Source organism: Carnobacterium gallinarum DSM 4847 (assembly GCF_000744375.1).
GTDB classification, from domain to species: Bacteria; Bacillota; Bacilli; order Lactobacillales; family Carnobacteriaceae; genus Carnobacterium; species Carnobacterium gallinarum.
In genome coordinates this window covers 64,090-90,752 of record NZ_JQLU01000002.1, presented here as the reverse complement: position 1 = coordinate 90,752, position 26,663 = coordinate 64,090, and the positions used below count along the sequence as shown (strand labels likewise).

Below are 26,663 nucleotides of genomic sequence, written 5' to 3'. Positions count from 1 at the left end.
CAGCAAGATTATCTTGAGTACAAGTTAATTCAGAATTTTTTTTGAGTATCTAACCTAGCTCGCAACTTCATACTAAAATTTTCAAAATATCCCAATTTTTCTAGTTAAAACAGTTTGAAACTAAATCAAAACTAACTACAATTGACCAAAATTACTAGAATTTCGCAGTATTCACTGAAAAAGTAGAACGCTGTTATAGCAACGATTAGAGCTTGTCAGAAGCTCTGGAAAAAGCTAACCTTTTGCTGGAAAAATTTCATTGATAATGAACGAGTAAAAAAAATAAAAAGGGAACGATTTTTAGTATTTAATGATTAGTGAAATTAGATATAGCGATGTAAAGAGCAAAGGCAAGGAAGTCATTCTTGTTTTTGTTCTTTTTTATTTAGAAAATGAAAGTGGGTAAAAAATAAATGGAAGTTATTCTATCAATTAAATCTGAATTTGTAGAAAAAATAATTTCAGGTGAAAAAAAATATGAGTTTAGAAAAAAAATATTTAAACGCGGAGATATATCTACAGTAGTCATTTATGAAACTAAACCAGTTGGAAAAATAATTGGTGAGTTCAAGGTCGAAAAGATTATTGAAGAGTCGCCATTAAATTTGTGGGAGGCAACTAAGGATTTTGCTGGGATTAGTAAGAAAAAATATTTAACTTATTTCCAAGAAGCAAGCAAAGCCTATGCACTCAAGATAAGTGAATTTAAGGAATATAATACACCACTTGAAATTAATGAATTTGATTCAACACTTTCTTTTGCACCTCAATCTTTTTGTTATTCAAGTCCAGAAAATCAAAATCAAAAGAAGTTTAAAGAGGGGGATCATTGAAGTGAACCAAGTAAAACAAAAAACGTATCATTACGTAGAAAAATTTTATTATGACATCGATTTTGAAATAGTGGTTGATTTTTCACTTAATTTAACAGTATTTGATGAGTCAGCAGCAACTAAGACCAATGTAGGAATCAAACTAGCAAAACAGGCAGCGTATAATAAAAAGAAAGTTAAATTTGATTGCATGCTAGGTAAATTTATTATCCAGTACCAAGATAATAAAACAACAAAACCTATGAACTTGAAAATAATTTCCTATAAAGTATTAGAAAGAAATAAGGTGGCTTCAAAAGATTATGGTGGAATGTTGCTTAATGATTGTTTTACAAAAAAGGAATATCAAACGGTTACGGAGGTTAATTTTATTCAAGAAATTACTTCCTATTGCAAAGAAAACAAAATGAATGCAGTTTATTTTTCTTCTGGTGGATATAAAATTGAGAGTTAAATTGAAAAAATCGGATATAAAAAAGTGGGTCGGCCATTCAACTCACTTTTTATATACATACATAGATAGTTTACACCGCCACTATTTGTTTTTCACCGCCATTTAGTGTAAAATGGCAGAGAAAAGAGGTGAGTGGCGGTGAAAAAATTTGAATATAACCATTTAGAAAACTTAACCCTTACGCACGATTTATTGAAAACAAGCTCAAAAATACATGAATATAAAGGAAAGCAAGAATTATATATTGAAACTAAACCAGATATTTTGAACAAGTTAACGGATTTAGCATTGATTCAAAGTACTGAAGCATCAAATAAAATTGAAGGTATCTCAACTACAGACGGACGTTTAAAACAAATTGTAGAAGAAAAAGTGAAACCACGTAACCGTGATGAAGAAGAAATTGCAGGGTATAGGGATGTTTTAAAACTTATTCATGATAGTTATGAGTATATTGAAATTGTTCCGAATAATGTGTTAACACTTCATAAAAATCTATATAATTATTCGGCAAAGAGCTACAAAGGTAAATACAAAATCAGTGATAATGTGATCACGGAAAAAGATTTTGATGGAACTGAACGGGTTAGATTTGTTCCGGCACCAGCTTATTTAACTAAAAATTTGATGAAAGAATTGTGTGAACAATACACTCAAGCAATTGAAAAATCAGAAATTGATCCTTTACTTTTAATTCCATGTTTTGTATTAGATTTTCTTTCTATCCATCCATTTAGTGATGGTAATGGTCGGATGTCACGCTTGTTAACTTTGTTATTGCTATATCGATCAGGATATTTGGTTGGTAAGTATATTAGTATAGAAATGTTAATTGAGAAATCGAAACAAACTTATTATGAGACATTGCAAGCAAGTTCGGTAGGTTGGATAGAAAATAAACAAGATTACACACCGTTTGTTCGTTATCTGTTAGGAATCATTTTAAAAGCCTATGAAGACTTTTCAGAAAGATTTGAAGTCATTATCAATAAAGAAATGACAACAGCTGAGAGAGTGTTAGAAGAGCTTAATAAATCGTTTGAACCATTAAGTCGTTCTGATTTACAAACGTTGTTACCTGATATCAGTCAGCGAACTATTGAAAGGGCGTTAGCTGAATTGCAAGATAAATTAAAAATTGAAAAAGTGGGGCAAGGACGATCTACAAAATATAAATCTAGTGAGCAATAGAGAAGCTTAGGTATGAAAAAGAACTACGTCTTTCACAATAGTCAGGTGAAAGTCATAGTTCTTTTTTTAATTAATTCAATTCAATTTCTTCTTCCAGTTCTTCTTCCTCTTCTTTTTCTTCTTCAACAATTTCCGCGACTATCTCATCAAGTACTTCATCCTCGTCTAGATAAACCTCTTCCAATACAGAGAACCCTTGAGAAATTTCTTGTTTAACGGTATCAACAAGATCAGATGTAAGGTTAGAACTTTTTTGGATTTCATCCATAATTTCTTTTGCAAGTGGGGTGGAAAGAGCCTCTAAGCTTTTTGACAATTTATCCAATTCATTTTGGTTGCTATTTGCTAATGCAGCTACCAAATTTGATGGAATGTTTGGCGAATGAAATGAATCAAGAATGTCTTGACGGATTTCTAGTTGCTCCTCAAGAGTTAATCCAAGTTCTTCAAGATAAATATCCCTTTTGAATTTATACATTAGATAATCCGACTCCTCAGTATCAGGAAGAATTCCCTGGGCTGTTTCAGCTAATTCATATCCAATGATATTAGTTTCAAGTTTTTTATACTCCTCTAAATTATCCTCATATGAATTAGATTGGATTTCTTTGAGTAAATCTGCTTTTATCAAATCAGGATCCTCTTTTTCAGAAGACGATCTTTTTTTTAATTCTTCTTTGACCTGTGCTTTTTCTGCAATCATGCGTACATTGTTATAAAACATTAAAAGTAAATTGTCGATTATTTCGTTGACTTCTTGAGAATTGTTCATTTGATTTCCTCATTTCCATGTTAATTTTTTTTAAACCTATTTGGTTTTTTTTCATTAACATAGTCAGAGAATGTTTTTAAAAGTTCTTCGGTTTCTTCAATCGAAAGTTCATATGCCTCGAAATACTTTTCAAGTAATGCTCCTTTTTCAATCAGTCTCCTAGCGCGTATACGTCGTTCTTTTTCCCTTTCACGGGTGAATTGAGACTTAAGTCTCTCTTGTTTTTGTTGAGCCTTACGCAACGCTTTATAGGCCTTTAAAAACTCCTTGTCGCTTTCACTTAATTCTTTTGACATTGAATACTCACAACTTTTCTAAAAGAAATATGCTCTTGCTTTGAAAAATATTAGTTAGAAGATTGAGTTTCTTCTTTGTTTCGAGCGTACTTGGCACGTTCAAGATCATCGTAATGACTCATTTTAGAATTTGCCTTATCTGTTAAGTCCTTAATCGTTTGAGTTAACGATGCGGGATACTCGGGCATCTTCCAATTAGTGAAAACCTCTTTGCCGATTTCAGTAAAAATTTTCGTTTCTAGTTGCTGCCTAAGCTTTTCAGCCTCTTTTAATTGCTGCTCAATTTGAGCGAGCTTGTTTAAATCTGTTTTGCTTACGTTTGCCATTAATAAAACCCCTTTATTATTTCAAATTGTTTTGAAAGCTAAAGTTTTTTTATTCTAGTTCTAATCATCTTGAATTATAAGGTAAACTTTAGTCGAAATCAAGTTTAAATTGATAAATGGAGTAAAAATCTGTATAATGGTCACTAGGACGTCAGGACGTAGTGCTCATTTATACGCACATCTTCGATGTTCGTGTCATTCGTGCGACAGCACCTCCTTGTGGATGTACGTCTTTTCCCGCAGGGGCTTCTTATAAAAATCAGAAAAGAGGGTTAGAACATGGCTACAGCGTCAACAGGTGAAGGGTATTTTATGTTTCGTGTAGAAATCAAAAATAGAAGAGATCATTCAGCTATTGCTGGTGCTGCTTACGTGTCTGATCAAAAGTTGTTTAGCGAAAGGGATGGTCGTACTCGTTCGTATAGACCTCATTCGGTTGCTCCAGTTTCCTATATCATGACGCCGAAAAATGCTCCAGATTGGGCTAGTGATAGAGAACGATTATGGAATGAAGTTGAAAAAGTAGAGGTTCATGAAAAAGCCCAAATGCAAAGATTGTTTTTAATTGCCTTGCCTGTAGAATTATCTGAAGAGAAGCAGCAAGAACTATTAACTAAATACGTACAAGAAAATTTTGTAAATAAAGGTATGGTTGCGGATGTAAATATACATAGAGATCACTCTCATAATCCACACGCTCACATTTACTGTACGATGAGACCTTTTGATGACCAAGGCAATTGGGCGCCTAAGAGTGTACGTAAAAAGGTTAAAGATCAAGATGGAAATATTGTGTTAAAAGAAAATGGCAAGCCAAAAACAATGTCCGTAAAAACAAGTGATTGGGACAATCGATCAAATGTATTGATGTGGCGAAAGAATTGGGCTAACGAATTAAACCTTATGATGGAAAATGAAAATATTAATTTGAAATTTAGCTCTAGCAGTTTTGAAGATCAAGGGAAAGAGATTGTTGCGGAAAGAAGAATGAGCCGTGAGAATTTTTATCTTGAGTTTAAAGCAGCTGAAGCAGCAAAGACTGAAGGGAAAGAATACAAACCATTTACGGACATAGGAAAGTTAAATCAAAAAATTAAAGAATACAATCAATTGACGGCCGAAACGAATAAAAAAGAAGAAACTGTTAGTAAAATGATGGATGATTTAAATTATCGTAAGCTAGGACAGCCATTAACGAAAGAGTTCTTACAAAACTGTGATCGAGTGAATCCACTCACAGATGAGGAAAGAGAAGCCTATAGAGCCATTAAAAAACGAGCTAAGACGACAGTTGATCTTGGTGTAGCAAAACTTGCCTATAACGAATTGAAATATGGGCCGTGGCATGATCGTATTGTGAAAATGACACTAAATAAAGAAGCTGAAGGGTATTACATGAATCGTCTTCTACGTGGAGAATTTGAACATGATAAAGGGAAAGGGTTCGCTAATGCAGTTGGTATGAGACCGGATGAATACAATTCTTATGTAAAACAAAAGATTCAAGAGTACAATTCTAGCAAAACAAAATTAGAAGGTGAAGTTGGATCTAGACTTAAATTAGTTGGCCAAGCGGAACTAGTATTAGACAGAGAATCAAAAAAATACGATGCTACCTTTAAACAAATTTATGGATCCAATCCAGAAATGCTTGCAAACTTTGAGAGTCCGGAGTCTAAATTTGTAGCCGTTGAAGAATTCATTAAGTACGGACAGAAAATAAATCCGGCCAAAGATTACAGCGAACAAGTATCAATAGCCAAACAAGTTTCTTTACTGGAAGAAGACCGATCAGTTTATGATGATGTAAAACAATTTAACAGCTTAATGAATAAAGAACTTGGAAATTATCGTTACTTTAACAAAAATATTAGCTTGCTGCTTGATGAAAAACAGGAGGCTGGAATTGCAGACCGAGTTCAGGGAAGTTTGCGAGATCAAGTTGAACAACGTGAGTATGCTCGTGAAAAAGTGTATCTATGTAAAGAGATAGTAGAAGCTCTCATTGATGAGATTGAGTCGGAAGACGGGATTGAGGATAACTTAAGCTTAATCGAAAACGTCCAAATTTATGCAGGTGTATCTATGGACAAGCTAGTTAAAAATGAAAATCTTTATGGTCCTAATGAAAAAGTATTTACTAAAGAAAAAGACTCGTTAGCAGATAAATTCAGGTTCAAAGTAAAAGAAAAAGAAGAAATCGAATTTAATAATGAACAAAAGGAAACTACTACTCAAGGTGGCCAAGCTTTAGGATCCTTGTTAGACCAAATTGGACGAGGTGCAGATGAGAAAAAATATTATAAGACAAAGAAAAAGAGACGAAAAGGACATGGTGGGAAAGAAGAAGAGTTTGAAATTTAAAAAAATTATATTTATGAATGAAAGGTGTAGATAGGTTTGGTAAAGTTGAACATAAAAGTTAAATGGAACTGGATACGAAATAAAATGAGTTTTTTTAAAAGAATACCTATGTTTATACAAATCACACTTTTAATTGTATTAATTATTTTAGGCATATATTGGTGTATTACATGGAATTTTGATTTTGTCAGAATTCAGGATGTTAAATCTAAAGATTTGAATAGACTTAAAAGTATTCAAATTATAGAGACCCTTAAATTGGTATTGTTAATCACTACCCCCATTTTAACGATGATTTTATTTTTAAATACAATTAATGTACAGAAATTGAATAGTGAAAATTTAGGAAAGGACTCGATGAGTAAAGATTTTTATAACTTATTAGGTTTGTTTAAACAAGAGCAGGAAAAATCTAAAGCTAGTTTGCAAACTCTTGGGAGAAGTGTAAAATCAAAATTAGACACTGTTGTATATCAATTACAAGTAATTGATATAAATAAAAGTTATCCAGATGAAAGGCTCTTGGAAAATGAGTATTATTCAAAACAATGTCCAAATTATTTAAGAATAACAAATGAAACAGATATAAAACAATGTGAAAAAAATATTAAAAAGTATAAAATAGCTATTGGTCACACTTTTGATGATATAAGAGATGAGTACAAGAATTCGTATTCCGAAGTAGGAACTTATTTTCGTATTCTACACAGATTAATTAAAGTAATAAATGATAGATTTGAAAACGGAATTATTAATGAAGATGAAAGAATGTTGTATATAGGTATACTTAGGGCACAATTGAGTTTAGATGAGTTGTTAGTTGTATTAGTAAATTCACTTGAAATAAAAAAAGGAATTGGATTAGGAGTTGAATTAATGGGAAGTTCCTTTTTTGGTGATTCAGTTGATATTGATGACGGCCAACATTTCGATTGTCCAGATATATACAGAGACAACTTGAAAAAATATTTTGTGCGTTCAATTGATTCAGAGAAGAAAAGAAAAATTTTTCGAGAGAATTTTATTGTATACAGAGGGAATGAAGAGATTAATAATTTTCAAAGCTTATTAGATAAAATTGATTCAAAAAAAACTAATGTGCGTTAGCATATTAGTTTTTTTGTATTTAAAAGATGGTAAGGAATTGTCGTAAGGTTTACTTCAATTCCTGATGCTAAACAGCTGCTCAATAGACAGTTGGTATTCTTGTAGAGTCTGCGACTACGAATACCGGCCTTTTTCGCTTTGCTCTATTGACACCTGATGTGTTATGCAAAGCATAACTACACGCCTCTTTATTAAAACCATTTGAATAAAGTTGTCATCCGACAACTTTATGCCGCTAGAAATTCATTGGAATTTCTTCTGCCACTAATGTGCCAGTCGCGGTAAACAAAGAAGCTGCTACCCTGGTAGCAAGCTTCTAAAAGACGGTAGTCGTTCCGACTACTTTTAATCTTTTTCGCTTTGTCTACACACCCTACCATCTTCAGACTCAACACACATTAAAAAGACAATGTGGTTTCGTATAACTATCACAAGAGAAGAATTAATTAGACCAGGGAAGAGATTCTGATCTAATTATTTTAAGAGACGCTAAGGAAAATCCTTAAGCGTCTCTAACTCTTGTTCAGTTCTAACTTTGCTGGAAATTGGTCTTCAACAAATCAAAAAAATAAAGATTGAAAAGAAGTCTACAACGGGCCAAAATCAACTTATTTTTAATAATTATGTAGGAGGGAATCTCATGGGGTTTAACAATTATCAATCAGCGGAGGTAATTAAATACAAGGAAGTAGAAGAATTAAATGGGTATACAACGATTGAAGAATTAATTAGATACTGTGATAACTCAATTTTTTTCTATGGAGAGTCTGAGTTAGAAACCGAAAATGAGTTAAAAAAACTTGCTGATGATGGGTTTAAAGAGCAAGCAGAAAGTTACAACAAATACCAGTTTAATAATTGGTTCGTTGCGTTACACGGATAAAATATGATTGGAGTGGATAGAATGATTACACCAAAGCAATTAAAAAGAAAAACACTTGAAAATGGAATTAAAGATGATTTGAGTAAGGCGCTAATGGAATTTGAAAAAGAGGTTTTACAAGCTGTTAACAATGGAAAAATCAAGATAGTTGTACCAGCGCCGACTATTGGAAAAATATTTTATCACGATGAAAAGCAAGACGCGTTTGCCGAAGAATTAATAAAGCTTGGGTTCAAATGTAAAAAAGAATCTATCAATTGTGGCGGTGTTATACAGAGCCCTTCTTGGTACGTATATTTTATCTAAATATTGGAAATTAAAAGGAGTAATAATGATGGATATTACACAAGAATTAAATAAAGAAAATGAAATATTTTGGTACGAGTTATTACAAAGAGGGTACTCAATTGGTACTCAGCCAAAAGGTCAAATTGATTGGGAAATAAACAGAGTTAATAGTAAAGGAAGAAATTACGGTGCAGTGGCTTATGAGAGCCCTTTGAGTGATGAAGACATTTCTTACTACGACTTAAGGGCAATAGACCCGATAAGGTAATGAATAATCGTAAATTGAAAGAGTGAAATGGAAGGTATAAAGTCGAACTACTTTAATAAAAACTAAACCGTTGGAGGGATTGGAAATGAGTAAATATTTGGAGATTGACATAGTAAAAGGTAGCGCAACAGTTAAGATTCCTAAAGAAGAAAAAGAAAGAAGTTGCTCACGTATAGAGGTATCAGATTCATTTCAAGCGAGGGGAGAAGACATTTACTATGCTGGTAGAGACTGGCGAAATCCTTATATTGTATCACACTCATCTTATTCAACGGTAAAATCCCTTCAAAAATATTTAGAAACGATGAAACTGGTGATGTTAGAAGTTAAAAATGCAAAAAAAAGGAAAATTGTTGTAACGAATGAAAAAGAGGTGAAAAAAGAAATCTCAAGAGCAAAAAAAGAATTAAAAATTTTAATTTCCAAAGGAGAGAGAGAAGAACTAAAAAAAATTGCTAAGAGCAAGATTGTTGAAATGACGGATGTGGAACTAAAGGAATTTACAAAAGAATCAAATAAAAGAGAAACAACAATAAAACTGGAAAAAAAAAGTGAAAGTGAAATGACGGTAGAAAAAAAGTATACGTATTTAAACGAGTATCCACTTAAAACAAATTATTACTTTGGTGATGAGATACAACACACTAGTCAAGATAAGCTGGATTTAGCTTTAGAAGGTGTAGGGTATATCTTGATTACTGGAAAGAATATGAAAATTGAAACTGGAAGTATGGTAGATGAAAATGGTCAAAAAGTGGATGATACAAGTTTTTACATCTTAGACACATATGATGATGACAAAGACATTGGTGCCTATACATTTCAAGGGAACAAAATTTTAGAAACAATTGAAAACATTGTAAATATGGGGATTTTAAACTTGGATTATTCCGAAAAATATGCAGAAATTAAAGTTGACGGTAAGGTGATAACATACGATGAAATTATAAGGGAGTCCAATTATGAAAACTATACAAAAGATTTTAACGTAATTAATCAGTTGTTATCAGTTCAAGATGAAAATAAGAGCGTGAAGGAAGAACTTGAAAAAATAAAAAAACAGATTAAAAATTAGAGGAGGAAATAAGATGATTGTAAATCCAGTGGTGTTAGAAAAAGAAATTGGTGGTTTGTGCACGAAAGTAGCTTTTGAAAGGGTGTTTGTTGAAAGCTGGCTAGCAGACAATTCTGATATGAAATTAGAACTAACAGATTTTTTATTAGAATATACAAGTGATTGGGTAGAATCACTTGAAGACGAATGGAGACGAAAAAATTCTTTATTTCTATCAGATTCAGTTGTTGAGGTATTATGGGATAATATGTCAAATGTGCCATTTGATGAGGCTGAGGATGGGGAAATGAAGCTTGCGAGTAGTTATCATATTTTTGCCGAAGGTACGGCTAGAACGGAAATATGGCATTGGTTTGACACGAATTATTCCAAAGGGATTATGGAACTCTTATACGGTGATTCAAATAAGCGGGTGAAGCTATGAAAAAAATGGTTATTTTTGAAGTAGATGAAGAAAAAATTAAACAGGTGGAGTCAACATTTGAAGATGAGCTAGGTTGGTTAGTTGAAAGTGGGATAACAGTCATTCAGATAATAGAAAATGAGTTTTGAAAATGAAAGAAGGCGAAAGCCTTCTTTTTTTTTCAAAACAAAAAGTTCTATGGATAGTAGTTGTCACAACAAAGTTGGACAACTACTGAAGCTAGCCCAGCTGTTCAATAGACAAGTCGCCTTAGTCATAGAATCTTCGATTCCTGCGTCTCCTTTTATAGCTACGCTCTATTGACAGCTGCTTTGTTAGGCAATGCCTAACGCGCTTCACTATTAAAACATTTGAATGAAGTTGTCATCGTGACAACTTCAAACCGCTAGAAATTCAAAAGAATTCCTACTAGCGCCAGTGCGCTAGTCGCGGAAAAGCAGCTCTCGGTAAAACGAGTCGTTTCACTCCTTACCGATTCGCAATTTTAGATCTAAACCTATTTTCTTTCTTTTTTGATTTGTTTAGCTACACTACCATCGTCGTAAGTAACTAGCATTCATAAACGAATGCTGTTCCTTAAAATAGTCGAAAGACTCGCAATTATTTTGAAAGTAAAGAGACACTTTAAAAATAATTTAAAAAACGCTAAGAATTAGAATTCTAGCGTTTCTAAGTCTTGCTCGATTTTTACTCGATGGATTATTTGCGTCAACAAAACAAAAAAAATAAAAGATTGAAAAGAAGTTTATAGGAGGTTTTTACGTGGTAATTCATACCGTCGCTGACATGATAAGTGAGTTAGAAAAAGTTGCGAATAAAGAAAAACCAATCTTTGCTTATGAAAACTCAATTGATATTCAGCCATTTTGCAAGGTTGATGAATTGAACGATAGAGTTGATTTAAATTTAAAAAATATCGATTAAAAAGGGAGAGAATTACACATGATTAAAACAGAAACGCAAATTAAAAGACTAGAAGAAATTGGTACAGAAACAATGAGTTTAATAAGAAAAGCCAAAAACAGAATGCAAGTTCAACTTGAAGAAACACCTTCTGAATATTGTGACAATTTTTCTCGAACTCATCCACTTACTTTGGCTATTGATAAATTTTTAACTGTTTTCAATTTCTTGGATGCTCTTATATGTGAAGTAGATGTACCTGATTATCGTTTTTACCAAGAAAATTCTGGTGATACTGAACAAAAAATGAATGGTTCCAAACCAATGAGCACCGAACAAAATGTTTATCTGGTAACAATTGAGTTTCTAGATGAAGGAGTATCTGAAGGTTTAGAAACACAAGAAGCAATGATTTTTAAAGATAAAATCAATGCAGTAACTTTCTGTCTAAACCGACTCACTCAAGAGTTATTTAAAGCTTTTGAAAATGGAGAAGAATACGAGTTCCACAATGACGATGATGAGTTTTTTATAACGATTGCTGAAAGATACCAAACTCACTATATTATTGAAAATAAAACTCTTATGAACTGATTGAATTAGAAGATTATCACAAAAAAATATAAACTGGAAAGTAGGAATTTAAATGTTTAATAAAGATTTTTATCCAAGCCCAAAAAAAGTAGTGGAGTTATTGACCGAAAAATTACACTCAGTGGGTGTAGTTCTAGAACCAAGTGCCGGAAAAGGAGATTTAGCAGATGGCATAAAAGAAAAGTTCTTAAATCGAGGTAGAAACGAGTACACGCTTGATGTAATTGAAAAGGACCCCGAACTTTGTAGCATATTACAAGGGAAAAATTACAATTTAGTGGATGATGATTTTCTAAATTTTGAGACAAATACAGAATACGATGCAATTATAATGAATCCCCCTTTTTCAGGGGGAGAATATCACTTATTAAAAGCGATAAAATTAGCTGAAAAGCAAACGTATCTAACCTGTGATATAAGAGCGCTAATTAATGCGGAGACAATTCTAAACCCATATTCTAAAGAGAGACAGCATTTAGTTGCACTACTTGACAGATACGGTGCAAGTATCGTTTATTATGATGATTTATTTTTAGAAGCTGAAAAACAAACTAAAGTAAAATGTGCCTTAATAAAACTAACTGTTAATACGGTATTGAAAAAGGTAAAGTACACGTTTGATAAAATTTATAAGACTGATTTAGAAAAAGTTCATGGGAGTTCATTTGAAAACTTATTATCGACAAAACTTAATGAAAACGAAATAGAAAAAAGGGTAAAAGATATTGAAGTATTAATTAAGCAGTACGAGCTTCATGTTGCATTAGTAAAAGAAAAATACAGAGTAAGTGCATCACTTAAATACTTGGAATCATTAGTATCTGAATCTAGGGTGAACAGAATGGGTTTGTTTTCTGGTGGGTATACTAAGAATGATATTAATGAGGATATACGGAATTTAAGAAATAGCTACTGGACTGAAATTTTACAGACGGAAGAGTTTAGAAAAAAACTCACCAATCATGGAGCGAGTCAAATAGCCAAATATATTACAAATGTAGCTTCACTGGAAATCAACAGAAAAAACATTCACTTTATGTTAATGGCATTGATTCAAAATCAAGAAAATATTATCCTTGATAGTTGTGTGGATATATTTGACAATATTACCCGATACCATAATAATGAGTATAGTAAAAATATTCACTATTACAATGGTTGGTCTGGTAATAGCGCATTTAAAATAAATAACAAAGTGGTTTATCCAATGACATACAATGGATTTAATATTTACACGTATGATAAAAATGAAGATACTCATTTTGATTCGATTGACTACCAAGTGCGGAGTTTCATTACAGATTTAATGAAAATGTTTAAGTTTTTAAATCCTCATTTTGATGAAGAATTTCAAACAAATGCAACTGGTGATTACGAAAACGAAATTCTCAGATTTAAAATGTTCAAAAAAGGAACGATTCACTTATGGTTTAAAGATTTAGACTTGTTAGCTCAATTTAATGTGTATTGCGGACAACAAAAAAATTGGATCCCGACAGATGAAGAAATCAAGAAAAATAAAGAAGCAGACCAATTTATGAGTGAAGAGTTTCCAGAATACAAACAAATGCAATTAACGAATTAGAAATGAGGGATTGAGTGGAAAAGGTTCATTTAAATGAATTAGATAACGAAGGCTTGGCTCACTATTTTAACAAAAATAGTGAGGTCCAAGAAAAAATTAAAGAGCTGATGGAAAAAAGAAATAAAGAAAACGAAACTAATTACATGATTATCAACTATGATACAATGCTCCTTTATTTCTTTGAAGAAGTAAAAAATGGATATTACAAAGAGAAATAATCAGTAAAGAAAAAGGGTAGATGAAAATCTACTCTTTTTCTTTACTCTAATGACAAAAAAATTGTTCAGCTTGCGGATGGATTCTTTTGTCGCTGAACAATTTTTAGCCGAGCCCACCAAATGATGTGGGCTCTTTTATTTTATTTGGCTGGTAAAAGAATCCAGCCAAATAAGTTCTAATGGAAAGTAGTTGGCTATAAATAGCCAACTACTAAAGCTAAACTGTAGTCAATAGTCGATCGTGGCCTTGTTGAGTCTGCGACTGCGGCCACTTTTCTTTCCGCTTCGCTCTATTGACAACAGACCCTTTTGGCAAAGCACAAAAGCGCGCTTTTTATTAAAGCATAAGAATGAAGTTGTCCGGACGACAACTTCAAACCGCTAGAAATTCTGAAGAATTTCTCCTACCACCAATGTGCTAGGCGCGGATGAAAAGAGAAGCTCATATACATTCGCTTCTCACTTACAGTCGTTCCGACTGCTTTTCTCTCTTTTTTGATTTGTTTTAGCTACATTACCATTCTCATAAGGAACTAAAATTCATAAATGAATTAAGTCCCTTAAAGGGTGCAAACCACTGGCAATTTTTTTACCAAGTAAAAAGACACTTGGAAAAATAATTTAAAAAGCGGTAAGAATATTAAATTCTAACCGCTTCTAAGTGTTGTTTCCCTTTTATTCGATGGATAATTTGCGTCAACAAAACAAAAAAATAAAAAGATTGAAAAGAAGTCTACAACGTCCGGAATGGATGTGAAAACTTGCTGATGAATCTATTTATTGTAGGAGGTAAAAAATGACAAATTATCATGACGAATTTTCAAGATTTCCTTTGGATAAAATGGCACAGGAAATTGAGAATATGACGTATTTATTTGAGGAAACAAGAGTTCCAAAAAAGCACTACAAAAGCCTACTAGCAAAGCAAATAACTGAACTAATTGAAGATAGTGTGGAGGTTGCGTTATTGGATCCATACATTAAAACAATTAAGTCTTTAATTAGCGAAAATGAAAAATTATTTTTCAAGGCATTGGTTGCTGTAGACACTGGCTTAACTGTTTCAAAAATTAAGCCAATTGAACACACTGCTTTAGATTTCACTTGGAAAGAATTTGATACGAACAAAAAGACTTATGGGACTTATCTTTCAAAAGAACTCATTTCAATTTATTCGGACGTAAAAGAATTCGGTGTAAATGGTTTTATTGAAAAGCTACGAGTAGAAGGAAATCAAACGGATGAAAAACTTTAATTAAGAGAAACTATCTTTAAAAAAATCTAATTATAAAAAAGAGGAGATAAAAAAATGACACTATCCATTGAAAAAGTTCAAGAAATAAAGGAAAAATATCCAGTAGGTACTAGAATACTCGTCCAAAAATTGGAGGATAAAATGGTTGACTTGACGGAAGAGAAGGGCACCGTTTCTAAAGTTGATGATATAGGCGGAATTCACGTTAAATGGGATAACGGAAAGCAGTTAGCACTTTATGAAGGGGTAGATAAATTTAAAATCATAGAAAATTATGGAATTGTTTTTACAGCTCAAAATGGGATGGTAAGACAAGAAACAATGAAATTACCTTCTGAAATCACTTTAGATTTTTGTTACAAATTATTGAATGTTAGTTTAATTGACATTATACGCTTAGAGCACTCAATAGATATCATTGTGGATGATGAAGGATTACTGAAATGGTCTAATTATGTTTCTACTATCACAATTTGTGGTGAAAACAAAAAAATTGCGGGGAATTTTTTAATGGTCGGAAGCAATAGCGATGGGGAGTTTATCCCATTAAATCAAAAACAGTTGAATTGGATTGAAGAAAATATTACTTACAGTCGTTTTTGTTATAAGTATTAATTTTTTAAGACAGTGAAAAAAGGCGATGCAAGGATTCGTATTTATAACGAATCCTTACATTCTTTTGTAAAATAAAAAGTTTTTTCACCTTAAAATGTGAAAAACACAATGGAAAGTATGTAACTAAAATAAATTCAGTTACATACTAAAGCTAAACTGTAATCAATAGACGTTCTTTCCCTTGTTGAGTCTTCGACTTCGGTCATTCTCTTAACGCTTCACTCTATTGACTACAGACGCTATTGGCAACTGCCAAAAGCGCGCTTTTTCATTAAAACAGTTGAATGAAGTTGTGCATTTGATATCTGCAACAAAACAAAAAAATAAAAAGATTGAAAAGAAGTCTACAAAAGGCCTTACGTAAATAAGGTTGAGGAACTGGAGAAAACTATGTTTTGTTACTTTTTGATAAACGAATAAAGCCGTAAGGCAAATGAGGAGGATATTTATGAATACATGTAAATATTGTGGATCAGAATTGGATCCATCGAATTTTTGTACTTTTTGTCAAATCCAATTTACCAGTGAAGACGTGCAGCATGATGGAAAAAGACAAAGTAACTTAATTGAAGAAATTCCTTTTGAAACCAATGAGATTTTAAAAATGACAACGCAGCAACTATTAAAAGAAAAGACATTATACCTGGTTTACGCACTTAGAGTGGCTAGAAGGGCCAGAAATGAACAGTACCAGCATAAAGTAAACACTCCTACTGAAGCTTTTATTAAAGCAAAAAAATTATGTACTGTAATTGAGTCAATTCTATTTGAGCGCATGGGATCTATTCCTAAACGTGTAGATAATAAGTACATTAGAACAATGATTGAAGATTTAGTTGCTAGTGAATCCTCTACCCGAATGATCATGAATTAATTTACTACTACTTTTTAATAGAAGAAACGGATATAAAAAAAGAAATCAGAATTATTTATCTGACTCCTTGTTTTTTGGTGTGAAAACTCTTTTATTTTTTCCATATTCAATTAAATCAGGGACATAATATAATCTGATTTTACCTGAAGTATACTCAGAATCAGCTTCAAAAAATGGTGTGATCATACCTGTTCTAACAGATTGACTAAACGCGCTTTTACTTTGGTTCGTATATTTTAATGCTTCATTTTTCCCAACTAAATTCTTCTTCATCCAGTCTAAAACTTCTGATTTATCCATGCTGCTCACCTCTATTTAAATATAGCATAAAATAAATTGCATATCAAGATTGCTATGATGTTTACATATCTATCTTAGTATGGTAAGATGGATATACAAAGAAAGAAAAGCACTAAGAGTAAAGGGCTCTTAGCGCTAAAACAAACAACAATCGTAAAAACGATTTTGTTAATTATACCATTTTTTTGCACAAACAAACAATAATAGGAGGAATGATTTTATGAACAACGGAGCAATGTTTGGGATTGTACTTTTCATATTACCTTTAGTAAGTTCATTAATTGTCAGTTTTTTGATTGAAAGTGGAATGAAAAAAGCCAAAATGGTATTTACTAAAAAGGTTCAGGTTCATCCAAAAAATGAAACTACACAGACTAAAAGAATTATTAAAACGAATAAATATTACTCGATGCAAAATACAACACTCAAATAGATATAGATATCTAACTAAGGAGGAATTAACATGACTATTACTGAAATTATTGAAGTGATCAATTTAGCAAAAGCGGTTAGAAAAGATTTGAAGAATGAAGAAAGTGATATTTAACACCAAAGGAGGAGTGTTAAATGGTGACAATAGCAGGTTTAATCAGGATTCCAAAGTACATGCAAACTTTAATTGAAGCAAATCTAATTATCAACGAAGAAAGACCTAATGAATATTACGTATTAAATGGAAAGATGAAAAAATCATTGCCAAGTAAACTAAATAAAATTAGAGCATTTGTCGAAGCGCATGGAGGTAGTTACGAACTAGTAAATCCTTCAGTCTTTATTCCAATTGATAGTGAAGAGTTGATATCAGGCGCTTGTATTAAGATATATGGAAATGTTTCATGTTTATTTGAAACTATATTATACAAAAAGGAAGAGGAGGAAATAAATTGAAAAACAAATTATTTTTTGTTGGGATCTGTTTACTGTTTTTAACGGGATGTGCGGATTTAGAGCTAAGCCAGAATGAAATAAACGTAATTGATGTTGCTAAAAGTGATACCAGCAATCAAGAGGTAAATACAAGTCAGTTTACTGGAAGTAATTTTTCAGTGTTACCAAAAAGTAAAAGGATTCGGGTTGACTATAGTAAGAAAATAGATGGAGATACTGCACGATTTGAATTGAATGGTCATGAATTCAAATCTCGATTCTTACTAATTGATACTCCTGAAACTGTAAAAAGAGGTGTGGATCCACAACCATTTGGAAAAGAGGCCAGTGAATTAACGGATAAGCTCTTAAGCAAAGCAACGACAATAGAAATTGAGTTTGATAAAGGCGACAAAACTGATAGATATGATCGAGCCTTGTGTTATGTATACGTTGATAACGTACTGATTCAAAATATACTTGTTTCTGAAGGACTTGCACGTGTCGCATATATTAGTAGTCCTAATGATACCAAACTAGCTGAAATCAAAGGATATGAGCAGATTGCTAAGGATGAAAATGTTGGAATTTGGTCCATTGAAGGGTACGTAACTAACCAGAGTTTTAATCCTTAAAATAATTGGGAGGAATGTGAAAAAATGAAAAATAAATATTCTAAAATAGTAAAAAAAGTTAAAGGATTACTAGCAATTGCAAACGATCAAAAAAATGATGAAGAATGCCAGTCAGCATTCGTGTTAGCGCAAAAACTAATGATTGAGTATGGAATAAACAAGAGTGATGTTGAAGATACTTTAATATCTGAAGAGATAAACGAAGAAAGTGTAACTATTTTTAAAAAGATGTTTTGGTGGGAAAGGCAGCTATCTTCCATTATTGGTGAAAATTTTAGAGTGAAAGTTTTTTGGAGAAATAAAACGTTAGATGGGGAGCATAAAAGAAAATCTAAAATAGTCTTTTACGGGTTAGAGAAAGACTTGGAATTAGCTAAAGAAATGTATTTATTAGCGTTTGAAGCCCTTGTTTATCATAGTAAAACCTATATTTCTTACTACTATGAAGAGACAGGAGAAGCTAGAGAAAGGTATATAACAGAGTCCGTTAAATCCAGCTATATAAGTGGATTTTTGGAGGGTTTAGAAAACAGATTTGCAGAACAAGTGGCTATTTTACAAGAAGAATATTCTTTGTTGGTAATGATGCCTGAAGTTGTAGAAAAAAGTTATGAAGAAATGTCAAAAGGGTTTGGATCATATTCTATAAATACTCCTCCACCTGTTATTGGTGAAGCTTATAAAGAAGGTTTGAAAAAGGGGAATGGAATAGACTTTACAAAAAGTACAATTGACACTACGGATTATTCGAGTGTTTACAACAAGATTATCACCTATTCTCAAGGTGCCACAAGAGATCTATTAGCTAAAATAATTAAAATTGAAAATGAAACAATGATTTTACTAAACTGCTATGACATGCAAAATGAAGATTTACCAACATTTTATAAATGGGAGCTAGCATTCGATTACCCTTTTGAATTTGCAAAGGAAAAAGATATTGTTAGATTCGATAAAAATTTAGTTAGTTTTAAAAAAAATTATTCTCAATCTTTTGATGAATTAGAAGTGGAACTTGGTGTTCAGTTAAACTGTCATCAAAACTAAAAAATAGAATGGAGTGGTGATATGAACGTAGGAACAATGATTAAAGATGCTAGGAGAGCAAAAGGGTTAAATCAACAAGAATTATGTGAGGGAATTTGTACACAAGCTACTATAAGTAATTTAGAGAGTAATCGAACTTTGCCAAACGCTCGAACACTGAAATTAATTGCAGACAGGTTGATGATTGATTTTAATGAACTGATGGACCTCTTCCCAAATAAAAATGGAAAAAATGAGATACTACAGTCGGCAAAAGTATCATTAAGAATGAAGGACTATGAGAAAGTAAGAAAAATTTTGCTTAAAAATTCTAATTTAAAGAAATTATCAAATAATGAAGTGAAGGAGTATCATTATTATCTTGGCATGGCAGAATTACTAGGAAATAATAATGTTCCGGATGCAATGTATCATTTTAATTTAGGGTTACAAGTGGTGGATAATAGAATGGATCTGATTGGAATTTCAACTTTAAATGGGATAGGCTATGCCTATTTTATGAATAAGGAAAGTGAGAAAGCTAAATTTTATTTTGAAAAGTCATTAACACAATTAAAAGAAATGAGAAGTGGTGATGATAAATTCTTAGACTTAGTAGAATTCAGTAAAATATATTATCATTCGGCAAAATATTATTCATACGTGAAGGAATATGATAAATCAAATGATTTACTTTCTAAGGCAATAGACTTGCAGAAAAAAGAAGGCGAATTACCAGGGCTAGAAATACTTTATTTTGAAAAAGGTGTAAATTTTGCACTATCTAATGAATTAACAGCTGGTAAAAAAATGATTTTTATCGCTTTAGCATTATGCGAAATCAACTTGAATGAGATCCTTATCACACGAATATTAAAAGAAGCAAAAGAATTGGGAATGAATTCAATTGCATACGAAAAATAAATAAAAGAAAGAAGTATTAATCTGTTATTTTATTAAATTGAAATCACAAAGATGCTTACTAGAAATTAATAAAAAAAAGGGCTCGAATTAGAGTTCTTTTTTTTGCTATTTATTGGTGTTGTTCGCTTTACAACGCGAACTTCTGTTCGCATAATAAGGAAAATGAAATGAAAGGATGACAAGTATGGAAGTTGAAATGGATTATTCAAATGAGCCTCATGATGATATTTTATGTGTCGACGTAAAATCTTTTTACGCCTCGGTTGAGTGCGTTGAGAGGAAGTTAAATCCTTTAACAACGATGCTTGTTGTCATGTCCAATGCAGAAAATGCTGGTGGTTTAGTGCTAGCAGCTTCACCAGCTGCAAAGAAGCGGTTAGGTATTTCAAACGTGTCCCGAAAATATGACTTGCCAGATCATAAAGATTTACTCGTAGTACCGCCACGAATGTCCCTTTATATAGAGAAAAACAAAGAGATACTTAATATATTCAGGAAGTACGCTATAGAGGACGATATTTTAGTCTACTCTATCGATGAAGCCTTTATAAGAGTGTCACCAGTCAAAAAATTATTTCACTCTAGCGCTTACGAAATCGCTCGTAAAATCCAAAAAGATATATACCATAGTCTTGGTTTATATGTGACGGTTGGGATAGGGGACAATTTACTTTTAGCAAAACTAGCCCTGGATAATGAAGCAAAAAACGCCAAAGATTTTAAAGCTGAATGGCGTTATGAAGACGTTCAAGAAAAGGTTTGGAGTATTGATCCGCTCACCAATTTTTGGGGGATTGGTTCTAAAACAGCAAATAAGCTAAAATTGATGGGAATACGCTCTATAAGAGATTTAGCCAATGCTGATGTAATGAGGCTAAAGAACAAATTCGGCGTACTTGGAGAACAATTATATGCACATAGCTGGGGCTTAGACAGAAGCGACATTACAAAAAAGCACATGACGCTTGAAAAGTCATACGGAAACTCACAAGTCCTTACAAAGGATTATTATATAAAAGAAGAAATAGAAGTCGTAATAAAGGAAATAGCCGAACAGGTCGCAAGTAGATTAAGGAAGCACGATTGCCAAAGTGGTTGTGTGTCATTGATGGTCGGTTATTCAATTAACCAAACTGAAAAAGGCTTTAACAGACAAATGAAAATTCCATTTACTAACAATACGAAGGAGATAGCAAAGCATTGCTTATATATTTTCAACAAGTATTACCTAGGGGCACCAGTGCGCCATTTAGGGGTTTCGTGTTCAAAATTAAAAGTTGATTTAGCTGTACAATTAGATCTGTTTAAAGAGCCTGAAAGCCAGTTAAATGAGCTTGTAATTGATGATATTGTTGATAGAGTAAGAAGAAAATACGGTTTTTCTTCAATTGTACACGCAAGTAGTTTAATAGAAGGAGCAACAGCAATTAAGCGGAGTTCATTAGTCGGTGGTCATGCTAGTGGACATATTAAAGCTATTGCAGGCATAGATAAAAATGAATGATATTCTAGCGTATGAATCGGGGGAAATGACGTTAAACGACTTACAAGAATCCTTGCAGGGATTAGGAGAATATGAGTATTTGGAAATAGGAAGCAATCGGTTAACTTTTTATCTTCAGTTAATAACTGAAGGCGTAATATTCGATTACTCGACTCCAATTTTTGCAGAATGGGAAAATTCCTTGAACTTTTAAAAAAACATAAGAAAAGGTGCAATGAGTAATTTTAAATACTCATTGCACCTTTTTTGTGTTTAAAAGTGCTAATTACATAAAAAAATAATAATAGGTTCAAAGGTCAAAAGGCAAATGAAGAAGTTCAAATAATTAGATCAAAAGAAAAAAGATTAAAAAATCCAGGGCGAGTGCTTAAAGCTTTCAGCTTTTAAAATAACTAAAAAAATGAATTTTCTAGGAAGTCTAACGAACCCTGGAACGATTAAAAAGGAGTAGTTACGTATTAGTAAAACTCAGTTTGTGAAAATATAGATAGAGTAAAATAGATAATTGACATATACGCATGATGCGTAGTATAATAAAAGAGGAAGAGGTACGCATGGTGCGTAGTTCAGTTGTTTTTTAGTATTTTGAAAGGGATAGGTAAGGATATGGAACAAATTAATATCAATTTTTCTACTCACTTTAAAAAAATGTGGTTTAACTGTGGGCTAGATGAAATGGATTTAGCAGATTTAGAAAAGAACATTATTGAATTTGAACATTGGCGAGAGAGTAAAGATCAAGTATTAGGTGATCTAATTGCTGGAACAGGTGGAGCTATTAAATTAAGATTTACTAGTAGCAAATCAAAAAAAGGTAAGAGTGGCAGTGAGCGAGCGATATATTGCGCTTTTGACGTCAATGGTAATATCAGAGAATACAACTTTATTTTATGCTATGCTAAAAATAGTAAAGAGACTTTAACAAGTAAAGAAAAAAAAGCTTTAAAAAATGTAGTAAAAGAATTAAAGAAAAATCGACCTAATTAATTAAAAAAACTAACCTAAATAAAATACTAAAAAAAAAACTAACTCAAATAAAATACCAATAAAAAACTAACCTAAATAAAATACTAAAAAAAAAACTAACTCAAATAAAATACCAATAAAAAACTAACCTAAATAAAATACTAAAAAAAAAACTAACTCAAATAAAATACCAATAAAAAACTAACCTAAATAAAATACTAAAAAAAAACTAACTCAAATAAAATACCAATAAAAAACTAACCTAAATAAAATACTAAAAAAAAAACTAACTCAAATAAAATACCAATAAAAAACTAACCTAAATAAAATACTAAAAAAAAAAACTAACTCAAATAAACTATAATAATACAAAAAAAGGGTGGCAATTAAAATGACTAAAAAAATAATACAAGAAGTAACAGAAGAAATGTTTTTAGCGGATTTAGAAGCGTCTTTTGCTGACTTTTTAACTGATAAGGAGGGTGTTAAATCAGTAGATAGAAGGATATACAAAATAAAAAAAGCTCCTGTCTATTCAGCACAAGATATTAAAAGAATTAGAAATAAATACAATTATTCTCAAAAAACATTAGCTAGTATTTTAAATGTGTCTGTAAGGACTGTAGAAAATTGGGAAATATCTAAATCGCAACCAAGCGGAAGTACCTTCCGACTTTTAGAACTACTAGAAAAGATGAATTTTACTGAAGAAATTGAAGAAAGAATAATTGTGAACGCGAATTAAAGTGGTTCTGTCGCAAAGTTGAATATGGCATTATTTTGTTATTGCCAATTGATAGAAGAAAGTGAGTTCATATAATGGAGTTATTTAAATATTTTTTTAAAAGAGTAGCAGATAAAACAAGTGAACCAAATAGTTCAGATAGTTCAGATAGTTCAGATGTAGAAACTTTCATCTCAAATAATTTAAAATCGATATTTCCAACTTTGGTACAAAATGCTGCCTCAAATATTTTAAATTTAAAATATGTAAATGTTTATGAGTGGCATGTAAATGTAGGTGTTCGATCTAATTCTGGAAAAACAACTTGGGAATTTGATTTATATTTTGATGATGGTAATGATAATTTTACTGAAAATTGCACAAGAGGAATTTCTGGATACACAAATGCTTCAGCACCAATAGAATTAGCAAGAGCGATTATTAATGAGGTTCGTTCATATGAAAATTTAAATAGATAAAAAAATTTTCATATCACAATAAAAAAGTGCAATCATCAATTTTTAAGTTGGTGACTGCACTTTTTTATTGTGACTCATTTAAATAATATCATATACTTATTTTCTTTTTTAATCCACACTATTTCAAAATTATTTAAGTTTTTTTGACAAGATATAAATACGAAAGTATTTAGAAATCCTTACAAACCTTATTGACTTGTTAAACATCTACATGATAGCATACAGAGAAGGTAAAAAAAATTATAAAGGACGTTAAAAATGACTGATAATTTACCAAATGAAGAAGTTGCACTTGAACCAATAAAAATTATAGAAACGGCAATCACAGCCTATGAAGACGATTCAATTATTAAAACTGATACGGCTAAATTTAAATTAGATTCTACTAAAAGATTTGTTGAGAATAGCTCGAAACCACATGTACTTAGTGATGGAAAAAAGTATTCTCCTTTGCTAAAAAAGTGGGAAATCATTTGTGTTAATTTTAGTGGTATTGGATCAGAATTAGATAATACTCATTACGCTATTATTCTTAATTGTAATATACTTAGTGACGCAATAACCATACTCCCTCTAACAAGCTTTAAACCTAAAGTGACAGTAGAAGACCACACGAGATTTTCTATTGGTAAACTCAAAAATCAAGGTAGAAAAAGTGTTGTACTTTTTAATCAAATTACTACTATCAGTAGAAAAAGAATCATTTCTAATTTAAAATCTAACAATAAAAATATCAGTCTAACTGACTATCAAATTAGGTTAGTTCTTTCTGGACTGAGAGTAAATGTAATGAAAGAAAAACATCTTTTCGAAGAATTAATTAGCAATAATTCATATATACCCGAATTTGAAGATCCTGACAAACAATATTTTCATTTAAGATCTGCGTACAAAAAAAATATTGAAGAATCTACTCCGATTAAACTAGTTTATTCAATTCCTGATATTAACAATAGTGAGAAATTTACTGTTAATTTAAATAAATATGAAAATTTTACTAGAGCTGACAGAAAAAACCTTTTAACAAAATGGTATAGAGCAGTACCAAAGTTGAATAATAATGGCGAAATAGAGATTTCTAGACAAGATGTCATCAATCAATATTATGAAGAATTACAATCAAAAAAGAAAGTAGTTGAAAAAGATGAGATATAATGTTAGAATTATCTTATAGTAATAACTGGCCTAATTGCAGGCATTATTTTTTTATAGATTAAGGTCCAATTGCGGACATGTCTAATTCCTGAGAGAGAAGAGTGTTTTTTATCTTCTCTGCTCTTTTTTTTTACCTTATTTTATGAATTATAAAAGTGAAATAGCAGATAAGGTTTACGTCACTTTAAAAGGGTAGTCAACAACTTATAAGTTGGTGACTACTTTTCATGTTATTGATTTTAATAGAACCTGGAGTGATCAAATACTATGTTTTTAAATATAGAGAATAATATTAAAAAAGAGACGCTAGAATTTTCTAGTTGATCTTATTTTTTAAATGAATAATGAATTTCATTTTATGATTTACGGGATAGGCAAAAACATTTGTTTATGCCGTTTTCAAAATTAGCCTTAAAAAGGCTGTTTTTTTACTTAAAACTGTACCAAAACTTGTGGCAAAATCAAATTGTAATTAACTACTGTTTTTGGCAAAAAGTATAAAATAGAATGAAATTAGCTAAATTGACTCAAATATACATGGTTTACCCGTTGTTTTTCTGAAATTGTGTATCTTTCAAGTACACAGTAAGTGGGTAATCATTTTAAGACTTAACTTTGAATGATAACAATTTCATTTTCATTTATGGGTTCTTCAAACCCTGAATAAAATCGTTTAAGGATATCCTCAGTAATTGGAAAAGCTGAATTAGCAGTTTGAGTTTGATTTCGAATTTCCAAGCGTTTTTTAAGTATGGCGTAATCGGCTTTGAGGTAAACTACTTGAATTTCTACTTCATAATCTTCTAGTAATTTACGATAACTATCTCGATGGCTCTTTGACCAAAAACTGGAATCTACGATAACATTTTTTCCTTTCTGCACATACTTAATAGTTAGTTCTTTCATCTTCGTGGATGATAAGGCCGACACTTTTTCATATTCTTCAGATTTGTAATCGACACCATATACGCCATAATCTTCCCAGATAAGTTCATCTATAGATAGCCTTATGTATCCATCCTTTTCTTTTTCTTTTGAAAAAGTTGTCTTTCCTGCGCCGCTAACTCCACACATTAAAATGACTTTATTCATAAATTTTCTTCCTTTCTATATTATGAAATAGTATATCAATAGAGGAAAAGGAATTTAAATTTTAATTTTAAAATACAATGTTTAAAAAAAGATGATTGTTTTCCAAAGATCGCTGTTTTTTGATAATCATAGATTTTATTGTGTATCGTGTTAAACATATTTGTAAGCGAGGTCCCAAGCGCCTAAAGGGAATTTGTATCGATAAGACTTGCAGCAAAATCTAATTGGCACTAGCTGATATTTTACATTTTAACAAATGACAATAGGGTATACTTTATTGTCATTTATTTTTAATCCCATTTTTAGAACTTTCTAGAGTGTAGTATGGGTGGTCATTAGAAATATTTATTTAGGGAATTAAAATCAACCATTAGGGTGTAATCTATTGATTGATTTAACCTAAGTAGTTTATGTAGGTTTGCGTGCCACCATTAAAGTGCGTCATACTAAAATTACTAGTCACAATAAAAAAAGGGTAGTCAATAACTTATAAGTTCTTGACTACTCTTTTTTCGTTTTTTAAAAGCTGCATGTAAAAGTTGTCTCATCTATTAAATATTATCTAATCGTACGATTAATAATAAATGAAATAAAAGTTGCAATTTCATCATTTTATTTATATAATAGACACGAACGTATGTTCTATGTTAGAAGAACAAGGGTGAC

Annotated in this window: 34 protein-coding genes; 29 read left to right on the top strand and 5 right to left on the bottom strand. The window is 31.4% G+C overall.

Annotated features, from left to right (window positions below):
- Positions 1–413: 413 nt before the first annotated feature.
- From BR43_RS00780 to BR43_RS00770, 3 genes are all read left to right on the top strand, one after another.
- On the top strand, positions 414–833 hold the full coding sequence (locus tag BR43_RS00780) for an ASCH domain-containing protein (protein WP_051933762.1): 420 nt from the start codon (positions 414–416) through the stop codon (positions 831–833).
- A 1-nt stretch (position 834) separates the two neighbouring features.
- Positions 835–1,287, top strand: a complete 453-nt coding sequence (locus tag BR43_RS00775; protein WP_034558360.1) for a hypothetical protein — start codon at positions 835–837, stop codon at positions 1,285–1,287.
- Between the two features lie 132 nt (positions 1,288–1,419).
- Entirely contained in the window at positions 1,420–2,478 is a 1,059-nt protein-coding gene (locus tag BR43_RS00770) for a Fic family protein (protein WP_211252885.1), read from the top strand.
- A gap of 70 nt (positions 2,479–2,548) precedes the next feature.
- Here BR43_RS00770 and BR43_RS00765 read toward each other — a convergent pair whose 3' ends face one another.
- From BR43_RS00765 to BR43_RS00755, 3 genes are read right to left on the bottom strand one after another with little or no spacing between them, the layout of a single operon-like run.
- Positions 2,549–3,250 carry a hypothetical protein gene (locus tag BR43_RS00765; protein ID WP_034558356.1) on the bottom strand — a complete coding sequence of 234 codons (702 nt, stop codon included), beginning with the start codon at positions 3,248–3,250 and terminating at the stop codon, positions 2,549–2,551.
- Between the two features lie 20 nt (positions 3,251–3,270).
- A complete protein-coding gene (locus BR43_RS00760) occupies positions 3,271–3,546 on the bottom strand; it encodes a hypothetical protein (RefSeq protein WP_034558354.1) in 276 nt (91 codons plus the stop codon).
- A 50-nt stretch (positions 3,547–3,596) separates the two neighbouring features.
- A complete protein-coding gene (locus tag BR43_RS00755; protein WP_034558347.1) occupies positions 3,597–3,872 on the bottom strand; it encodes a hypothetical protein in 276 nt (91 codons plus the stop codon).
- Positions 3,873–4,151: 279 nt separating this feature from the next.
- Between BR43_RS00755 and BR43_RS18905 the strand changes: the two genes are divergently transcribed.
- The 15 genes from BR43_RS18905 (at position 4,152) to BR43_RS18895 (ending at position 16,325) form a co-directional block, all read left to right on the top strand.
- Entirely contained in the window at positions 4,152–6,236 is a 2,085-nt protein-coding gene (locus tag BR43_RS18905; protein WP_051933761.1) for a MobA/MobL family protein, read from the top strand.
- Between the two features lie 108 nt (positions 6,237–6,344).
- Complete coding sequence (locus tag BR43_RS00745; RefSeq protein ID WP_169741003.1) at positions 6,345–7,343, top strand: putative phage abortive infection protein; 999 nt, start codon at positions 6,345–6,347, stop codon at positions 7,341–7,343.
- Positions 7,344–7,983: 640 nt separating this feature from the next.
- Complete coding sequence (locus BR43_RS00740; RefSeq protein ID WP_034558343.1) at positions 7,984–8,226, top strand: hypothetical protein; 243 nt, start codon at positions 7,984–7,986, stop codon at positions 8,224–8,226.
- 21 nt (positions 8,227–8,247) lie between these two features.
- The gene (locus BR43_RS00735; RefSeq protein WP_034558342.1) at positions 8,248–8,532 is read left to right on the top strand and encodes a hypothetical protein; all 285 of its coding nucleotides are present in this window, start codon (positions 8,248–8,250) and stop codon (positions 8,530–8,532) included.
- A gap of 28 nt (positions 8,533–8,560) precedes the next feature.
- Entirely contained in the window at positions 8,561–8,782 is a 222-nt protein-coding gene (locus BR43_RS00730) for a defense against restriction DarA-related protein (protein ID WP_034558339.1), read from the top strand.
- 85 nt (positions 8,783–8,867) lie between these two features.
- Positions 8,868–9,857: a hypothetical protein gene (locus tag BR43_RS00725; protein WP_034558337.1), complete on the top strand. Its 990-nt coding sequence runs from the start codon at positions 8,868–8,870 to the stop codon at positions 9,855–9,857.
- A gap of 13 nt (positions 9,858–9,870) precedes the next feature.
- Positions 9,871–10,281 carry a hypothetical protein gene (locus tag BR43_RS18900; protein ID WP_051933760.1) on the top strand — a complete coding sequence of 137 codons (411 nt, stop codon included), beginning with the start codon at positions 9,871–9,873 and terminating at the stop codon, positions 10,279–10,281.
- Positions 10,278–10,409 carry a hypothetical protein gene (locus BR43_RS20540; protein ID WP_281173934.1) on the top strand — a complete coding sequence of 44 codons (132 nt, stop codon included), beginning with the start codon at positions 10,278–10,280 and terminating at the stop codon, positions 10,407–10,409. Before BR43_RS18900 ends, BR43_RS20540 begins: the two co-directional genes overlap by 4 nt.
- 634 nt (positions 10,410–11,043) lie before the next feature.
- Positions 11,044–11,205 carry a hypothetical protein gene (locus BR43_RS19775; RefSeq protein WP_157463888.1) on the top strand — a complete coding sequence of 54 codons (162 nt, stop codon included), beginning with the start codon at positions 11,044–11,046 and terminating at the stop codon, positions 11,203–11,205.
- An 18-nt stretch (positions 11,206–11,223) separates the two neighbouring features.
- Positions 11,224–11,778 carry a hypothetical protein gene (locus BR43_RS00715; RefSeq protein WP_034558335.1) on the top strand — a complete coding sequence of 185 codons (555 nt, stop codon included), beginning with the start codon at positions 11,224–11,226 and terminating at the stop codon, positions 11,776–11,778.
- Between the two features lie 52 nt (positions 11,779–11,830).
- On the top strand, positions 11,831–13,363 hold the full coding sequence (locus BR43_RS00710; protein WP_034558333.1) for a DUF4942 domain-containing protein: 1,533 nt from the start codon (positions 11,831–11,833) through the stop codon (positions 13,361–13,363).
- A gap of 14 nt (positions 13,364–13,377) precedes the next feature.
- Positions 13,378–13,581: a hypothetical protein gene (locus BR43_RS00705; protein ID WP_034558331.1), complete on the top strand. Its 204-nt coding sequence runs from the start codon at positions 13,378–13,380 to the stop codon at positions 13,579–13,581.
- A gap of 796 nt (positions 13,582–14,377) precedes the next feature.
- A complete protein-coding gene (locus BR43_RS00700; RefSeq protein ID WP_034558330.1) occupies positions 14,378–14,836 on the top strand; it encodes a hypothetical protein in 459 nt (152 codons plus the stop codon).
- 54 nt (positions 14,837–14,890) lie between these two features.
- On the top strand, positions 14,891–15,451 hold the full coding sequence (locus BR43_RS19415) for a DUF4314 domain-containing protein (RefSeq protein WP_084679672.1): 561 nt from the start codon (positions 14,891–14,893) through the stop codon (positions 15,449–15,451).
- Between the two features lie 448 nt (positions 15,452–15,899).
- The gene (locus BR43_RS18895) at positions 15,900–16,325 is read left to right on the top strand and encodes a hypothetical protein (RefSeq protein ID WP_051933759.1); all 426 of its coding nucleotides are present in this window, start codon (positions 15,900–15,902) and stop codon (positions 16,323–16,325) included.
- 51 nt (positions 16,326–16,376) lie between these two features.
- On the opposite strand, the gene BR43_RS00685 is transcribed toward BR43_RS18895, so the two are convergent.
- Positions 16,377–16,625: a hypothetical protein gene (locus tag BR43_RS00685; RefSeq protein ID WP_051933758.1), complete on the bottom strand. Its 249-nt coding sequence runs from the start codon at positions 16,623–16,625 to the stop codon at positions 16,377–16,379.
- Between the two features lie 220 nt (positions 16,626–16,845).
- Between BR43_RS00685 and BR43_RS00680 the strand changes: the two genes are divergently transcribed.
- The 11 genes from BR43_RS00680 to BR43_RS00630 all read left to right on the top strand — a co-directional run bounded on the left by BR43_RS00680 (position 16,846) and on the right by BR43_RS00630 (position 24,905).
- Positions 16,846–17,058: a hypothetical protein gene (locus BR43_RS00680; RefSeq protein WP_034558327.1), complete on the top strand. Its 213-nt coding sequence runs from the start codon at positions 16,846–16,848 to the stop codon at positions 17,056–17,058.
- A gap of 134 nt (positions 17,059–17,192) precedes the next feature.
- Entirely contained in the window at positions 17,193–17,513 is a 321-nt protein-coding gene (locus tag BR43_RS00675; protein WP_034558325.1) for a hypothetical protein, read from the top strand.
- Positions 17,510–18,127 (top strand): thermonuclease family protein, encoded by a 618-nt coding sequence (locus BR43_RS00670; RefSeq protein ID WP_034558323.1) that lies wholly within the window; start codon positions 17,510–17,512, stop codon positions 18,125–18,127. Before BR43_RS00675 ends, BR43_RS00670 begins: the two co-directional genes overlap by 4 nt.
- A 24-nt stretch (positions 18,128–18,151) precedes the next feature.
- Entirely contained in the window at positions 18,152–19,174 is a 1,023-nt protein-coding gene (locus BR43_RS00665) for a DUF2786 domain-containing protein (RefSeq protein WP_034558321.1), read from the top strand.
- 21 nt (positions 19,175–19,195) lie between these two features.
- Entirely contained in the window at positions 19,196–20,077 is an 882-nt protein-coding gene (locus BR43_RS00660) for a helix-turn-helix domain-containing protein (protein WP_034558313.1), read from the top strand.
- Positions 20,078–20,261: 184 nt separating this feature from the next.
- A complete protein-coding gene (locus BR43_RS00655; protein ID WP_034558311.1) occupies positions 20,262–21,581 on the top strand; it encodes a Y-family DNA polymerase in 1,320 nt (439 codons plus the stop codon).
- Entirely contained in the window at positions 21,574–21,774 is a 201-nt protein-coding gene (locus tag BR43_RS00650) for a hypothetical protein (protein ID WP_034558310.1), read from the top strand. Before BR43_RS00655 ends, BR43_RS00650 begins: the two co-directional genes overlap by 8 nt.
- Positions 21,775–22,187: 413 nt before the next feature.
- Positions 22,188–22,568, top strand: coding sequence for a hypothetical protein (locus BR43_RS00645; protein ID WP_051933757.1), 381 nt, complete (start codon positions 22,188–22,190; stop codon positions 22,566–22,568).
- Between the two features lie 370 nt (positions 22,569–22,938).
- Positions 22,939–23,292, top strand: a complete 354-nt coding sequence (locus BR43_RS00640; RefSeq protein ID WP_051933756.1) for a helix-turn-helix domain-containing protein — start codon at positions 22,939–22,941, stop codon at positions 23,290–23,292.
- Between the two features lie 74 nt (positions 23,293–23,366).
- On the top strand, positions 23,367–23,750 hold the full coding sequence (locus BR43_RS00635) for a hypothetical protein (protein WP_034558307.1): 384 nt from the start codon (positions 23,367–23,369) through the stop codon (positions 23,748–23,750).
- 258 nt (positions 23,751–24,008) lie between these two features.
- The gene (locus BR43_RS00630) at positions 24,009–24,905 is read left to right on the top strand and encodes a type II toxin-antitoxin system PemK/MazF family toxin (protein WP_034558305.1); all 897 of its coding nucleotides are present in this window, start codon (positions 24,009–24,011) and stop codon (positions 24,903–24,905) included.
- Between the two features lie 609 nt (positions 24,906–25,514).
- Here the strand turns inward: BR43_RS00630 and BR43_RS00625 are convergent.
- Positions 25,515–25,997, bottom strand: coding sequence for a P-loop nucleotide/nucleoside kinase family protein (locus BR43_RS00625; protein WP_034558298.1), 483 nt, complete (start codon positions 25,995–25,997; stop codon positions 25,515–25,517).
- Between the last annotated feature and the right edge of the window lie 666 nt (positions 25,998–26,663).